We start from the raw sequence: 13070 nt of genomic DNA, 5'->3' as shown, positions 1-13070 counted from the left end.
ATATATGTAGGACGAAAACGCCGAGGGAGGGTCTAACTATGCATGTGATCCGATGGTCGGTTGTGCTCCTTTTCTTGACAGGCGCCCTCATGTGGCTGGCAGCGGTAACGGGTTTTGAACCGGCCTCCTGGCAGTACAGCCTTCGGATGGCAGGCGGGATCTATTTTCTGTTGGCACTGGCGGCGAGCGGTGTGATGTCAATCCCGTCCGTTCACCGAAAGGCAAGCAGCAGTACAGTTCCCCGTGAGGATTGGGCTTTCATCTTTATTGTGTGCACGATCTCTCTATTTGGAATCAGCCTTTGGTTTGACTGAAGATAAAGACAAGGGGGGCATCCCCCTTTTTAGGACAAGCCCCTAACGCCCATAGGTGTACAAGTACAGCCGGTTGAAGAAATGGGAATAACGGACTTGGAGGGCGGACGATGCAAATATTGATTATTGGTGGTGGGGGCAGGGAACACGCCCTTGCCTGGAAACTGAAACAGAGCCCACGGGTAAAGAAAATTTACTGTGCCCCGGGGAACGGTGGCATCGCTTCGGTGGCAGAATGTGTGCCCGAGCTTGCTGTTGACGATGCAGAAGGGCTGGCCCGCTTCGCGAAGGAGAAACAGATTGACCTGACCGTTGTGGGGCCGGAAGCGGCACTCCTCGCGGGCGTGGTCGATGCTTTCGAAGCGGAAGGGTTGACGATCTTCGGACCCAACCGGGAAGCGGCCCGGGTAGAGGGAAGTAAACGTTATGCCAAAGAACTGATGATAAAATACGGGATACCCACTGGAGCTTTTCGGGCATTCAGCGAAGCGGGAGAGGCGTTGGCTTATGTCCGGGAACAAGGGGCGCCCATTGTGATCAAGGCTGACGGCTTGGCCGCGGGCAAGGGCGTAACGGTCGCCCGCACCTTAGAAGAGGCGGAAGAAGCAGTCAAACGAATCATGGAAGATCGTGCCTTTGGAGAAGCCGGGGCGGAGATTGTGGTTGAGGAATTTCTTGCCGGTCAGGAAATCTCTCTGATGGCTTTTGTCGACGGAGAGACCGTCCGTCCGATGGTGGTTGCCCAGGATCACAAGCCGGTATTTGACGGAGATAAAGGCCCCAACACCGGCGGCATGGGAGCTTATTCTCCCGTACCGCAAATTTCCGACTCCATCGTGGAACGGGCGGTAGTAGAAATCCTGCAACCGATGGCTAAGGGGATGGCGGTGGAAGGTGTCCGTTACCGAGGGGTTCTTTATGCGGGTCTCATGGTGACCGAAGAGGGGCCGAAAGTCATTGAATTTAACGCTCGTTTTGGTGATCCGGAAACGCAGGTAGTCCTGCCGCGCTTGGCAGATGACTTAGCCCCTATCTTATGGGCAACGGCCGGGGGAAGCCTCAACGAGGTCGCATTGACTTGGAAGGATGAGGCGGCTGTCTGTATCGTAATGGCTTCCGGCGGTTATCCCGGCCCTTATGCCAAGGGGGCAGTAATTACCGGGTTACCGGCAGATACGGAGCAGGGTGTCGTCTTCCATGCGGGCACAGAGCTGCGGAAAGGGAACGTGGTCACTGCCGGTGGTCGCGTGCTCGGGGTGACCGCCCTCGGTACGAGCTTACAGGAGGCCCGGAAGTCCGCCTACCGGTTGGTAGATGGGGTCCACTTTGAGGACGCCCACTTCCGCAGAGATATTGGAGCCAAGGCTGAAACCACGGATGCGTAAACAAAGCACCCCCTCATGAAGAAGGGGGTGCTTTGTTGTTTAACAAGGCTGGGTTTCGAGGCCGAGATTATTACACCAGGTAGAAAACGGTTCCCAGGATAGCGTAGACGATAAGTAACAACACCCCTTCGAACCAGTTGGTCGAACCATCTCGGGAAATGGAGGAGGCGATGAAGGCAGAGACGGCGATGGCTGCCAGCTCATAAGGAGTGAAGGTAAGGTCCATTGGGCGGCCAAACAGCAGGCTGATAAAAACCAAGGTCGGGGCAACAAACAGGGAGATTTGTAAGCTGCTTCCGACGGCAATCTCCACCGCCGCACCCATCCGGTTTTTCATTGCGAGGAAAATGGCGGCACTGTGTTCGGCGGCATTGCCGATAATGGCGATCAGGAAAGCACCGACGAAGAGTTCGGACCAGCCCAGCGCATGGGCGACAGACTCGATGCTGCCTACCATCCATTCACTCTGGAGGGCGATGAAAAAAGTCGAAACCACCAGAAGCAGGATGGAAACGCCCCGGGACCAGGCAGGTTCATCGACGGTAGGGGGAATGAAGTTGGCATCGGCTTCCTTAGTCCCCGCAGGCTCTTCACCCAATTCCTTTTTATGGGTGATCATGGAAAATACGAGCCAGAGCAAATATCCCAGGATCAGCAAACCCGAGATGACCAAGCTTACGGTTCGGACTTCCTGTTGGTCGAGTCCGCCATGGAAGGCAGCGGGCACGAAGAGGACGATAACAGCTAACAACATCAGGGAAGCATTGTGGCCTGCCAACATGGTATTGAAGGACTGGGTTTTGTATTTCAATCCGCCGAAGAAAAGGCTCAAGCCAAGCACCAGCAACAGATTGCCAATGATGGATCCCGTGAGGCTGGCCTTCACCATGTCAAACAGGCCCTTTTTCACCAGAAAAATAGCGATGATCAATTCGGCAGCGTTGCCGAATGTAGCGTTGAGAAACCCTCCTAAACGTTCACCGGCATAATGGGCGACCGCCTCCGTCGCTTTTCCCAGCAGGGCGGCCCATAGGAGAAGGGATAAGCTGGCGACAGCGAAACGGATCGGCTCGTTGGTCAAAAAGAAATGAGCAGCTGCGCTTCCGCAGGTAGTTATGACGAGTAGGGGTGTAAACCAACGGTTTTTCATGCAGAGTCATCCTCCTTGGCGATGGCAGCGTTACAGCAGATTTCCTCGATTCCTTATATCATTGGAGTAGAGGCATAAAATCATACGAAAGGAGTAGGTTTCCGTCCGAAGAGGGATTTTCCGAGGGAGCTTGTCCATTCTTTTTCCATTCCTATCTCATTCCTGATTCGGTTTTAAATGGAATATAAGAACCCAATTCCCCTTCAAGTAATAGGGAGAAAACAAAAAAGCCCAGCGGGTTAATCTCCCAGATAAACGGGTATCGATACATCAAACGGATAGGTGCCCCATCCCTTTGATGGAGTGTCAACGTGTCTTTTGGTAAAGTTTTGTTCAAATTGGCATCGAGAAGAAACCGATGTCAGTCTTCCGCCAACATGGTATGATAGACGAGGCAGGGCTTATCAGAAGGTTTCGAGTGTTGGCCGGGTATGGACAAAGTTTAACAAAGAAAGGAGAAGAATTGTCGAAACGCCCGCCCCATGGTATGATGTCTTTATGATCATTTGCCCGTGGAATGTCTCGGGCCAGAGAGAGTGATCGCCTATCAAACAGCCATTGATCTTTTCTTTTTTGTTGGTTGTACGCAATGAAGAAGCTTATATAGAGAACTTACTCAACTCAATCCTTAATCAGGATTTCCCTCATGAGCAGTATGAAATCATCGTTGTTGACGGGGAGTCCACTGACCGGACGCCGGAGATCATCGAGGAATATCTGAATCGATATCCTGGCCGAATCCGCTACCTATCCAACCCGCGGAGGACATTGGCCACGGGGTGGAACATCGGTATCCAACATTCTCGAGGCCAATATGTGATCCGTGTTGACGGGCACAGCCAGATTCCCGACAATTTCCTGTCGAGCACCTACCAGGTGGCACAAAGGGTTCCAGAAGCTTCCTGTGTGGGAGGAATCGTCGAGACGGTGGGTACTGGATTCTGGGGCCGGGTGAATGCCTATGTTTACTCCCATCCCTTCGGGGTCGGCAACTCGAAGTTCCGCACCGCCAAGAAGGACTGGGAAGGTTATGTAGATACGGTTCCTTACGCGGCTTACAAGCGGGAGGTTTTCAATGAAGTCGGCTATTTCGATGAAAAGCTGAAACGGAACGAAGACCTGGAAATGCATGCCCGAGTCCGTAAAAACGGCGGTTCCTTTTTCCTCTCCACCAAAATCCGTTCCACGTATTATGTCCGCAACACCCTGTCCGCTTTCCTGAAGAAATCTTTCGGAGACGGGAAATGGACGATGGTAGCCAGCAAACGAGGCGCTGGGGTTCTGCGCTGGCGGCATCTCATTCCCTTTGCCGTCGTCATGAGCAGTCTGGTCTTGGGTGTCGTCTCCTTCCTTAGCCCCGTTGTTCTCAATGTGTTTCTCGGACTCATCGGTGCGTATCTTACCCTTTTGATCGGTTCATCTTGGGGAATTGTAAAAGAGAAGGGACTTCGTTATTTTATTCCCTGTATGCTTTCCTTTTTCCTGCTTCATTTTAGCCGCGGCACCGGGTCCGCAGCCAGCTTCCTGAGTAAGCATTACTGGAGGAATGACCGGGTTTATGAAGAACGCTACGGCAAAAAAATTACCAACGTTGCCCGTTGATTCCGAGCGAATCCTCGAGTACCGGTCGATCTGCCAGAAATCCCGTCAGTATGAAGAAATTTGGTCTTGGTATGTATTGCGCCGGATCTCCATCTATATCACGGCAGTGCTGAGCCGAACCCGTATCACACCCAACGGGATTAGTTGGTTCGGCCTCCTCTTCTTTATTCTAACCGGATGGTTGATGGCGACTGGGGATCCAATGTTGTTGCTGGCGGCTGTCGTTACTTACAATTTAGGCTATCTCTGTGATTGTGTGGATGGCGAGCTCGCCCGATTGACCAAGGTAACCAGCAATCTCGGGGTTTTCTTGGACACGCTGATTCGAGCGATCAGTATTCCAATGTTGGTCGGGTTTGCGCTGGGGTTGTACCGTATGGCCGGCTGGGGGCTGGCCGGGGTTACGGTCCTCTACCTGGCTGCCCTGATTGCCACATTGGCTCTTTTGGTACCTCTGGCTTATAACTATATCCATCTGAAGAGTGATGAGAATGATCCGGTCAGCGATATGCGGACATCTTCCGCCAAGATGGAATGGATCGCTTTTTTCACTGGGATGCCCGGATTCTTTGCACTCCTGCCGATCACAGTCGTGCTGGAACTATTGTCAGGGTTTCCCGCCACAGGTCCGTTTATCATCGGGTTTCTGACCGTTACAGCTTTAAAAACCTTGTTACGGTTGTATCTTACCACATCCAAGTTAAGTTAGATGACATACGGATTAAAATTGTGTAAAGCGCATATGACAAAGGTTACAAGGGAGTGTCCGCAATGAAAGTCGTGATTCTGGCGGCGGGGGTTGGAAGCCGCCTGCGCCCGGAGACGGAAGATAAGCCGAAAGCGATGATCCGCGTGGGGGAGAAGCCCTTGGTTCAATACCAAGTGGAAAGCGTTTTGAAAGCCGGTTTCAAAGAAGAGGATATTCATATCCTTGGTGGATATAAGATGGAGCGTATCCAGGAGCATTTTGAAGGCTCCGGCATTCAATTTATTTACAATCCCGAATTTGAATCGATGAATAACATTTACTCGTTTCTGTTAACGAAAGAAATCGGGGAAGATATCTTGTTGATCAACTCCGATGACTTCTTTGACGAGCGCATGATTCCCCTCATTTTGGAAGACGGATGCCGCACCTCGGTTTTGGTTGATACACAAAAAGTGTTGACCGAGGAATCGATGCGGGTAAAGCTGGTGAACGGTCGCCTGTCCGAGGTCAACAAAAAAATGGGCCTGGAGGAAGCGGATGGGGAATATATCGGGATCTCCAAGCTGGCTAAAGAGGATCTGGACATTCTATACCGTGTGGCCCGTGAGATGATCGATGCCGGTGAAACCAACGCTTGGTACGAAAATGTATACGAAGCCTGTGCCGGCGACGTAAAAATCGTGGGTACTGACACCAAAGGTTTGCCCTGGGTGGAAATCGATGATTTCAACGATCTAGAGACCGCTAAAAAACTGGCTGCATCGGTTCTGTCCTGACAGACCGGGGAGGAGATTGGGAATGGCGAAGAAAGTGCATATTCCGTTACAACTGGTCATCGAGCACGGTGCTATACGCGACTTGCATCAAACCCAGGTCTACGACTGGCTGAATGGTGCTCGTGTGCTTCTGATCAGCGGTAGCGGTAAGACCCGGGGGGTTACGGATCGAATCCAGGAAGTGATCGGTGACCGGGCGTCCCGCGTCGAAGTCCTCACCTGTCGGGATAATAAGCTGGATACCATTAACGAGCTGGAACGGCAGGTGTTGGAGGATACTCCGGATCTGATCTTCGGCGTTGGCGGCGGCAAGGCACTGGATATGTCCAAGGTAGTGGGTACCCGGAGCAATGTGCCAGTCGTCCTGTTTCCGACGGCAATCTCTTCTGATGCCATCTGCTCACCGGTAGCGGTGGTCAAGATGCTGAACAAATCGACCAGTATCGGGGTGAAAATGCCCCAGGCGGTTGTCATCGACTTGGATGTTCTGGCTTCTTGTCCGCCCCGGCTCATGTCGGCGGGGATCGGGGACTTGCTTTCCAACAAAACGGCCCTCTTTGATTGGCAGTTGGCTCACAAAGCGGGTAAGGAAGAGATGAACACCTTTGCCAGCCTGATGGCCAACAACGCTGCCGAATCCTTTATGAATATCCTCAACCAGCCGGAACTGGAGCAGTCCCAGTTAATGAAAGTGGCTTCGGAGGCACTGATTATGAGTGGGATCGCTATGTCCATCGCTGGGTCCAGTCGGCCCTGCAGCGGCTCGGAGCATTTGATCAGTCACGCCCTGGACTACCACTGCGGGGCTAAAGCTCTCCACGGAGAACAGGTCGCGATCGGTGTCCTTTTCGCCCAGTATTTGCAGGGAGAACAGGAGAAAGTGGAGAAGCTGGCCCCCTATTATGAGAAACTGGGTCTTCCCACCCATTATGCGGACCTCGGTTATACCCGGGAAGAGATGCACCGGGCGATTGTGAAAGCCCCCTCGATGCGGGATCGGTACACCATCTTCAATGAATACGACCTCACAGATGAGCAAATCGACCGCATCCTTGACGAGGTGTATCCCGACCGTGCCAAGAACCGCTACCGCCTCATCGGTTCATCCGTCGGATAAGGAGTAAAGGCCCTATGTTTGCAGATATACTGAAGTACAAGGAATTGCTATATTTCCTGGTCCACAAGGAAGTCCGCATTCGTTACCGGAACTCACTCTTCGGGTTCTTTTGGACGTTGTTGGAACCTTTAGGATTAATGATGATTTACTATCTGGTTTTTGGGGTTATTATTAACCGTGTCGGGGATGAGGTTCCGCACTATTCCCTGTATGTGTTGGCTGGCCTCATTCCGTGGACCTTCTTTAACAACTCGATGAAAAAGGGGACCAAGGCATTATCCAGCAACTCCTCTCTGATCAAGAAGGTATACTTTCCGAGAGAGATCTTCCCGGTGACTATGATCTTGTCCAACTTGGTCAACTTTGTTCCAGCATTCTTGTTGGTGTTTGTGGTGGCTCTATTTTCACCAAAGGTGACCATACAATGGGATCAATTGGCGCTGTTACCTGGGATTATCCTTCTGCAATCCGTGTTTACCCTAGCATGTACCTTTCTTGTGTCGGTGTTGAACGTTTACTACCGGGATGTGGAGTTTATCATGAGTCTTCTTCTACGAGCATGGATGTACCTCTGTCCCATTATCTATCCACTTACTTTTGTAACCCAAAATGATAGCCCGGCGGTTGAATATTTTTCCCATTTTTATTTCCTTAACCCGATGGCGGTGATTATCTCCCTGTATCATGGGATCTTTTATCCTGAGCAGGCCGCGCCTGTTCAGTATTTGTACTATGTCATTATCCTTACCGTCGTCCTTTTCTTAGCCTCATGGCTAATCTTTAAGCGGCTTAACCGCCGCGTAGGGGAAGTGATTTGACAATGGACGCCATTGTCGTCAACAACCTAACCAAACATTTCCGAAAAGCCTATGATAAGACCCTGAAAGGGTTCTTCATCTCCATGGCCAAACGGGAGAAAAGGTACCAGGAGTTCGTTGCCCTGAATAACGTTTCCTTCTCAGTGAAGAAGGGTGAATCCTACGCCATCATTGGAAAGAATGGAGCGGGGAAATCGACGTTGTTCAAGGTTTTGTCAGGGATTATTGCTCCTGATTCCGGGGAAGTACAGATCAACGGCAAAGTAGCCCCCCTGATCGAACTCGGGGCGGGTCTTTCCCGAGATCTGACCGGAGCGGAGAACATCCGGTTGAATTGTGCTATTTTTGGCCTCTCCAAGGAACGGATCAACGAGGTGTACGACTCCATCGTCGAGTTTTCCGAACTGGAGGAGTTCATCAATACGCCGGTTAAGTTTTACTCTTCGGGAATGAAGTCACGCCTTGGCTTTTCCATCGCTATCCATGTCGATGCGGATATTATTCTGATCGACGAGGTGTTGGCGGTGGGGGACAAGGATTTTAAGAAAAAGTGCTACGCGAAAATGGAAGAGCTTCGAACCGATGGAAAAACGCTGGTGGTGGTTTCTCACAGCCTGAAACCCCTGCGCAAAATCTGTGACCGGGCCCTGCTTCTAGAAAAAGGCCAGGTCACCGATACGGGGGACATCGACGAGATTCTCGATAAATACGAGTCGGAGAAACCGAAGAAAAAAAAGAAAGGAGCGTGAGTTCCCCATGAAGGAAGAAAGACAAAGGTTCTCTCTGGCTGATGTGAAAGAAGCCTATAAGAAAAAAGACGCCTGGTGGACCGTGTTGCTTGTAGATCCGGTGGCCTCCCGCCTGATTGTACCGACAGCTAACTATACCAATATCACTCCTAACCAACTCTCGATCTTTTCTTTTATCTTGGGTATGACGGCGGTCTACTGCTTTTTTCTGGGTAACTACACGGCCCTGGTGGTGGGGGCGCTTCTCTACCATATCAGCTTCATCATCGACTGCATGGACGGAAAAATTGCACGCTTGAAGGGAACGGGTTCTACCTTCGGCATGCTTCTCGATATCAGCTTGGACCATATTCGGGTGATCCTGTGTGGAGCGGCCCTTACCTACAGCCAATACCGTATTCATGATGATGTTACGTACCTCTACCTCGCTTTTCTCTTCTTAGCCGCCTATTGTGCTCGCCATATCAACGCTTTGCAACTGTACAAACTGCGCAGAGAAATGCGGGGTAAGCTACGTAAAGCGCGTCGAAAACTGAAAAAGACAGCTGCTGCTGCCGGTATCATCATCGAGCGTCCGGAACCTGAGCAGAAGCCGGAAGAAGAAGAGGACGCTCAACCGGAGGAAGAGGAGTCCCTCGATCGCGTGGAAACAGATCGAGGCCAAAAAGCGGAACCCGCCCCAGCAACTCCCTCACAGGAGGAGGGGGACACACCGGAGATTCTAAGCAAGAAAAAGAAAATCGATTTACAGCAGGAGTTCAAATCCAAATTCTCTACCTATCTGAGAGTGCGGGATTTCTTCCTTAATAAACGGATTCGTATGCATTTGTTCAGCGGGATCGAGTACCAGATGTTTATCTTTGTGCTCGCGCCGATCTTCGGCCTGATTAAAGAGACGATCATCGTCGGCACGATCCTTCTCCTGGCTTTCGAAGCGGCCATTCTGTACAAGATCTGGCTTTCCACGAAAGATTATGAGCGGGAATTCAGTCGGATTCGAGAGGCTCAGGAAACCATCGAAGCCACTCTTCCCCCGGAAGAGGAAGGGGAAGAGGCGCAATCTATCCCGGTAGCCCATGCCAAGTAAGGGTGGGCCAAAGGGAAAAGGACAACCTCCACTAATCGGGAGGTTGTCCTTTTTTAAGTCAAGAGGTGTTAACCGAGGTTCATCGTCTGCTTTGTTCCCTGAATGGTGAGAGCACCGAGGGGGACTTCAAACCACCAGGCCCCTTTAATTTTTTTGACGGGGGCATATCCGGCCCGTTTGAGGCTGCGGGCGATATCCCAACTGGCTGTATAGACGAGGGCATTGCCGCCCGTCTCGTCAAACTGGATGACTGTCTCTTTTTCTTCTTCCATCAAGGTCATGTTTTCACTCTCCTCTGCCTGCGTTCCCCCTGTCGGTTTTATCCGAAGCGAACGAACGTTCCTATGTACACTCTATCTTACCACGACCCTCGCGATTTGCCACCGGATGAATGAAAAGAGCCGCTCCTCTCTATAAAATAAGCGTCAACTCTTGTTGAGTTCAAGTGCTATTTTTTGAAGAGGGCACAAGAGGCAAAAATACCCCCCGGTTTCTCTACACCGGGGGGCCATCTTTCGCCGCTCTAGAATAGGGTTTTTTCAGGCTTCTTTGACGCTGAGCACGCGAAATCCTTGTTCATTCAGGTTTTTCACAATGTCCCTTGTGTGTGATGAAGGGGAGAGCTTAAGCAGGATTCGTCGGGCGGCTGTATCACCGGCGTCGAAAGTGGCGAGGGAGATGATATTGACGTTGTAGGACTTCAGGGAGGCCAATATCCGCTCCAGGAGCCGGGGTTGGTCCATAAATACCCCGATTAATAGACGGGTTCCTCGAAGCCCGGTACCGAAGGCGAGAGAGAGTGCAGATTCGATATTACTGATTTTGGCGATTCCGAGGAAGATTCCGTCCTCATCGGTGATGGGAACAAAGGGATACCGGACGATAACCGGCAGAACTTCCTCAAAATCACCGTCTACAGAAACGGGCTCCATCTTTTCCACTGCGTCGGCTACCTGTTGAAGGAGGGAGATGGATGATGGATTTTCCTGGCGGAGGAGGGATTTCAAGATTCGTCCATATCCGGTCAGGCCCAGAAATCGGTCATGCTGATCCACCACCGGGACAGAGTCCAGAGCGTGAAGTTTCATACGCCGGATCACCTCTGTGATGGTGCAGTCCGGTGTGACGGTAACCAGTTCCTCCCGGGGTGTCAAGCAATTGCGGATAAACATTCGGATCGGCCTCTCCTTTATCGGAATGAAACATAGATATGTGGATGGACGGGGAATATGAACGAAAATAAGAGCCCAAATAAAAAACGCAGGTTAGCTTCCCTTCCTGCGCTTTCGAAACCGATCGATCACCAGGGCGAGGACCACCAGGGTGCCGATTCCGCTCAAGAGAACATAAGCTGCATCCGTCATTCCGTCGGCCAGCTGTTTGAATCCGTTCATGGTACGCTCCTTCCAGACGCCTCAATGGGTCAGGGGCGGTATCCGTATAAAGGATCAGGGTCAGGGTCGGGATCTGACATCTTCGTCAGATCCGTATCCCGTGTTGTGACACCGATCGCGAACAGGAGAGGGCAAAACCGGGTTATTCCCTCGGCAATTTTCATACCGGATATGAGAGCCATCATCAGAGCAATAGAATTTCCAGGTCGGCGCATCAATTTGGATGCGCTCCAGGCGAGCCCAGCGGTGCCTAAAGTGATCCGCAGCAGGGCATCCAGGGTGCCGACGTTTTTTTGCATGCTGCAACCTCCTTTACGAAATCCCTGCGCTTAGTATGGGCTGGTGTACTTATCTTCATGCGAGATCCTCTTGGGCTTAAAAAAGGAGAGCGGCTCCTAGTTGAGGAGCCGCTCTCCCTTTATCGATTTCATCTGGGGGTTAGCGCTTTTGTACTTGGATATTCCCTGTAGAGGTCTTCAGGCGGATGGTTTTTTCCCCGGAGCCCAGCACGATTTTCCCCTTTTTCCAATCGCCGTCTAGGTCGCCGTAGGAGGTTTTCCCTTCAATAGTGGCATCCGCGGATCTTGGCAGGGATAGCTTCACATCACCCTGAGAGGAGAAGGCCTTCCAGTTTCCTTTTACTTGATCGGAAGCGATCTCGATGTCCCCGTTTTCTGTTTGCAATGCAAGGGGGCCGGTACTGTCTGTTATATGGATGTCCCCACTTGTGGTATCCACGTTTGCTTCTCCTCTGATTTTTTTCAGGTTGACATTTCCGTAATCTTGGTCCACAGTAAGCTTTTCCTTAAGATTTCGGGCCGTAAGATTTCCACTGGAAAGGCGAACATCGGTAGAACGGTCCAAGTCTGAGAGGGTGACGTCACCGACGTCCGCTTTCAGGGAGAGGGCGAGGGATCGTGGGACTTCAACGGTGAGGTCGGAGGTGCGCTCCCCAAACAGTTGGAAAGGATTGTTGGGTTTATTGACCTTTAGGACAGCCCGATCGCCTCTTACTTCCAGGGTTAGAATCTGGCGAAGGTCTTTCTTTTTGGCGAGCGGAAGTGTACCGTCGACGTGGAGGGTGTTTTCTTCGGTTCCCTGGATATCCACATTGGAGTAGGGCACATCAATACTTACTTCCTTGATATGATCAGGTATTTTCATCGATTGATTGATGGAGGTGGAAGTCTGGGCCCCTCGGATCGCCTCTGCCAGTCCGAGACTATGGACCGGGATCATGACGAGAGAGACGAGAACGACCAGGATCATGATGCTGATGCTGACAATGTCATAGCGGAGTTTCTCCTCTCGGCGGGTGGTCTGGTAAATCAATACTTCGACTCCCAGGAGGATCAAGATGACAGGCCAACCGTTAACGATCCATTGCAGGACGGAGACATGCCATAGACTGTTGGCCAGAAGAATGCTTCCCAAGAGGACGAGGAGAAGGCCGGCAGAGAAGGACCCAACACGCCATTTTCTCATGAACCATCATCCTTTCTTTCTCTGCTCGAGGGAAGCACGCTCTTTCCTGCAATGATTCGGATTCCTACCCCGATCAACAGGATGGCAAACAAGGCCGTTCGTATGAATTCAGGCAGGAAGTGATCGACGAGCAGAAAGACCCCGGTGATGATTAGAACCCATCCTACCCATTTGCCCCCCGAAGAGCGCGTCGTTGACAGACTCCAGGCGAAGAAAGGCTGGTCATCGACTACACCGGTATCTCGGATCCGGTCATAGTGCTGCAGAGCATCAAAGAGACCAAAGAACCAGATAATCGGCAGGGCAAAAGGGAAAGAGAAATCGATCAGATTAAAGAGAAAGGCGGCACCGAAAAAAACGATCATCAACTGAAGGCCACGATTCATCAAGCCTAGATGGAAATGGCCCAGGCCGGGGATGAAAGAGAGAATAAACGTGGCTGCTTTGGATTGTTTCATGGACGAACCTCCTTTGAAAGGTGGAA

16 protein-coding genes are annotated in these 13070 nt (G+C 51.4%); 9 read left to right on the top strand and 7 right to left on the bottom strand.

Annotation, left to right across the window (positions count from 1 at the left end):
• Nucleotides 1–38: 38 nt before the first annotated feature.
• A complete protein-coding gene (locus ACFOUO_RS02155; protein ID WP_380701701.1) occupies nucleotides 39–314 on the top strand; it encodes a hypothetical protein in 276 nt (91 codons plus the stop codon).
• 110 nt (nucleotides 315–424) lie between these two features.
• Entirely contained in the window at nucleotides 425–1699 is a 1275-nt protein-coding gene (purD, locus tag ACFOUO_RS02150; RefSeq protein ID WP_380701699.1) for a phosphoribosylamine--glycine ligase, read from the top strand.
• A gap of 70 nt (nucleotides 1700–1769) precedes the next feature.
• On the opposite strand, the gene cax is transcribed toward purD, so the two are convergent.
• The gene (cax, locus tag ACFOUO_RS02145; protein ID WP_380701697.1) at nucleotides 1770–2849 is read right to left on the bottom strand and encodes a calcium/proton exchanger; all 1080 of its coding nucleotides are present in this window, start codon (nucleotides 2847–2849) and stop codon (nucleotides 1770–1772) included.
• Between the two features lie 573 nt (nucleotides 2850–3422).
• On the opposite strand from cax, the gene ACFOUO_RS02140 reads away from it, so the two are divergent.
• From ACFOUO_RS02140 to ACFOUO_RS02110, 7 genes are all read left to right on the top strand, one after another.
• Nucleotides 3423–4451: a glycosyltransferase family 2 protein gene (locus tag ACFOUO_RS02140; protein ID WP_380701696.1), complete on the top strand. Its 1029-nt coding sequence runs from the start codon at nucleotides 3423–3425 to the stop codon at nucleotides 4449–4451.
• Complete coding sequence (locus ACFOUO_RS02135; protein WP_380701694.1) at nucleotides 4408–5160, top strand: CDP-alcohol phosphatidyltransferase family protein; 753 nt, start codon at nucleotides 4408–4410, stop codon at nucleotides 5158–5160. The genes ACFOUO_RS02140 and ACFOUO_RS02135 overlap by 44 nt, the downstream gene beginning before the upstream one ends.
• Nucleotides 5161–5222: 62 nt before the next feature.
• The gene (locus tag ACFOUO_RS02130) at nucleotides 5223–5936 is read left to right on the top strand and encodes a phosphocholine cytidylyltransferase family protein (RefSeq protein ID WP_380701692.1); all 714 of its coding nucleotides are present in this window, start codon (nucleotides 5223–5225) and stop codon (nucleotides 5934–5936) included.
• Nucleotides 5937–5958: 22 nt separating this feature from the next.
• On the top strand, nucleotides 5959–7053 hold the full coding sequence (locus ACFOUO_RS02125) for an iron-containing alcohol dehydrogenase family protein (protein ID WP_380701690.1): 1095 nt from the start codon (nucleotides 5959–5961) through the stop codon (nucleotides 7051–7053).
• Nucleotides 7054–7067: 14 nt separating this feature from the next.
• On the top strand, nucleotides 7068–7871 hold the full coding sequence (locus ACFOUO_RS02120) for an ABC transporter permease (protein ID WP_380701688.1): 804 nt from the start codon (nucleotides 7068–7070) through the stop codon (nucleotides 7869–7871).
• 2 nt (nucleotides 7872–7873) lie between these two features.
• Nucleotides 7874–8620, top strand: coding sequence for an ABC transporter ATP-binding protein (locus ACFOUO_RS02115; protein ID WP_380701727.1), 747 nt, complete (start codon nucleotides 7874–7876; stop codon nucleotides 8618–8620).
• Nucleotides 8621–8627: 7 nt separating this feature from the next.
• Nucleotides 8628–9707 carry a CDP-alcohol phosphatidyltransferase family protein gene (locus ACFOUO_RS02110; RefSeq protein WP_380701686.1) on the top strand — a complete coding sequence of 360 codons (1080 nt, stop codon included), beginning with the start codon at nucleotides 8628–8630 and terminating at the stop codon, nucleotides 9705–9707.
• Nucleotides 9708–9775: 68 nt separating this feature from the next.
• Here ACFOUO_RS02110 and ACFOUO_RS02105 read toward each other — a convergent pair whose 3' ends face one another.
• From ACFOUO_RS02105 to ACFOUO_RS02080, 6 genes are all read right to left on the bottom strand, one after another.
• Nucleotides 9776–9988, bottom strand: a complete 213-nt coding sequence (locus tag ACFOUO_RS02105; protein WP_380701684.1) for a hypothetical protein — start codon at nucleotides 9986–9988, stop codon at nucleotides 9776–9778.
• Between the two features lie 258 nt (nucleotides 9989–10246).
• Nucleotides 10247–10879 carry a CBS domain-containing protein gene (locus ACFOUO_RS02100; protein WP_380701682.1) on the bottom strand — a complete coding sequence of 211 codons (633 nt, stop codon included), beginning with the start codon at nucleotides 10877–10879 and terminating at the stop codon, nucleotides 10247–10249.
• Nucleotides 10880–10972: 93 nt separating this feature from the next.
• Nucleotides 10973–11101 carry an EYxxD motif small membrane protein gene (locus ACFOUO_RS02095; protein ID WP_380701680.1) on the bottom strand — a complete coding sequence of 43 codons (129 nt, stop codon included), beginning with the start codon at nucleotides 11099–11101 and terminating at the stop codon, nucleotides 10973–10975.
• A gap of 29 nt (nucleotides 11102–11130) precedes the next feature.
• Nucleotides 11131–11400, bottom strand: a complete 270-nt coding sequence (locus tag ACFOUO_RS02090) for a YgaP family membrane protein (protein WP_380701678.1) — start codon at nucleotides 11398–11400, stop codon at nucleotides 11131–11133.
• A 139-nt stretch (nucleotides 11401–11539) separates the two neighbouring features.
• Nucleotides 11540–12586 (bottom strand): DUF4097 family beta strand repeat-containing protein, encoded by a 1047-nt coding sequence (locus ACFOUO_RS02085; protein ID WP_380701676.1) that lies wholly within the window; start codon nucleotides 12584–12586, stop codon nucleotides 11540–11542.
• Nucleotides 12583–13044 carry a hypothetical protein gene (locus tag ACFOUO_RS02080; protein WP_380701674.1) on the bottom strand — a complete coding sequence of 154 codons (462 nt, stop codon included), beginning with the start codon at nucleotides 13042–13044 and terminating at the stop codon, nucleotides 12583–12585. The genes ACFOUO_RS02085 and ACFOUO_RS02080 overlap by 4 nt, the downstream gene beginning before the upstream one ends.
• Nucleotides 13045–13070: the final 26 nt, after the last annotated feature.

This window comes from Salinithrix halophila, from assembly GCF_042650125.1.
GTDB lineage: Bacteria > Bacillota > Bacilli > Thermoactinomycetales > DSM-45169 > Salinithrix > Salinithrix halophila.
This window is presented reverse-complemented; position numbering and strand designations above follow the sequence as displayed.

Excerpts from the sequence above, each read along its gene's own strand:
- ACFOUO_RS02155 (WP_380701701.1), top strand. The coding sequence starts at position 39 with ATGCATGTGATCCGATGGTCGGTTGTGCTCCTTTTCTTGACAGGCGCC.
- purD (WP_380701699.1), top strand. The coding sequence starts at position 425 with ATGCAAATATTGATTATTGGTGGTGGGGGCAGGGAACACGCCCTTGCC.
- cax (WP_380701697.1), bottom strand. The coding sequence starts at position 2,849 with ATGAAAAACCGTTGGTTTACACCCCTACTCGTCATAACTACCTGCGGA.
- ACFOUO_RS02135 (WP_380701694.1), top strand. The coding sequence starts at position 4,408 with ATGAAGAACGCTACGGCAAAAAAATTACCAACGTTGCCCGTTGATTCC.
- ACFOUO_RS02130 (WP_380701692.1), top strand. The coding sequence starts at position 5,223 with ATGAAAGTCGTGATTCTGGCGGCGGGGGTTGGAAGCCGCCTGCGCCCG.
- ACFOUO_RS02125 (WP_380701690.1), top strand. The coding sequence starts at position 5,959 with ATGGCGAAGAAAGTGCATATTCCGTTACAACTGGTCATCGAGCACGGT.
- ACFOUO_RS02120 (WP_380701688.1), top strand. The coding sequence starts at position 7,068 with ATGTTTGCAGATATACTGAAGTACAAGGAATTGCTATATTTCCTGGTC.
- ACFOUO_RS02115 (WP_380701727.1), top strand. The coding sequence starts at position 7,874 with ATGGACGCCATTGTCGTCAACAACCTAACCAAACATTTCCGAAAAGCC.
- ACFOUO_RS02110 (WP_380701686.1), top strand. The coding sequence starts at position 8,628 with ATGAAGGAAGAAAGACAAAGGTTCTCTCTGGCTGATGTGAAAGAAGCC.
- ACFOUO_RS02105 (WP_380701684.1), bottom strand. The coding sequence starts at position 9,988 with ATGACCTTGATGGAAGAAGAAAAAGAGACAGTCATCCAGTTTGACGAG.
- ACFOUO_RS02100 (WP_380701682.1), bottom strand. The coding sequence starts at position 10,879 with ATGTTTATCCGCAATTGCTTGACACCCCGGGAGGAACTGGTTACCGTC.
- ACFOUO_RS02095 (WP_380701680.1), bottom strand. The coding sequence starts at position 11,101 with ATGAACGGATTCAAACAGCTGGCCGACGGAATGACGGATGCAGCTTAT.
- ACFOUO_RS02090 (WP_380701678.1), bottom strand. The coding sequence starts at position 11,400 with ATGCAAAAAAACGTCGGCACCCTGGATGCCCTGCTGCGGATCACTTTA.
- ACFOUO_RS02085 (WP_380701676.1), bottom strand. The coding sequence starts at position 12,586 with ATGAGAAAATGGCGTGTTGGGTCCTTCTCTGCCGGCCTTCTCCTCGTC.
- ACFOUO_RS02080 (WP_380701674.1), bottom strand. The coding sequence starts at position 13,044 with ATGAAACAATCCAAAGCAGCCACGTTTATTCTCTCTTTCATCCCCGGC.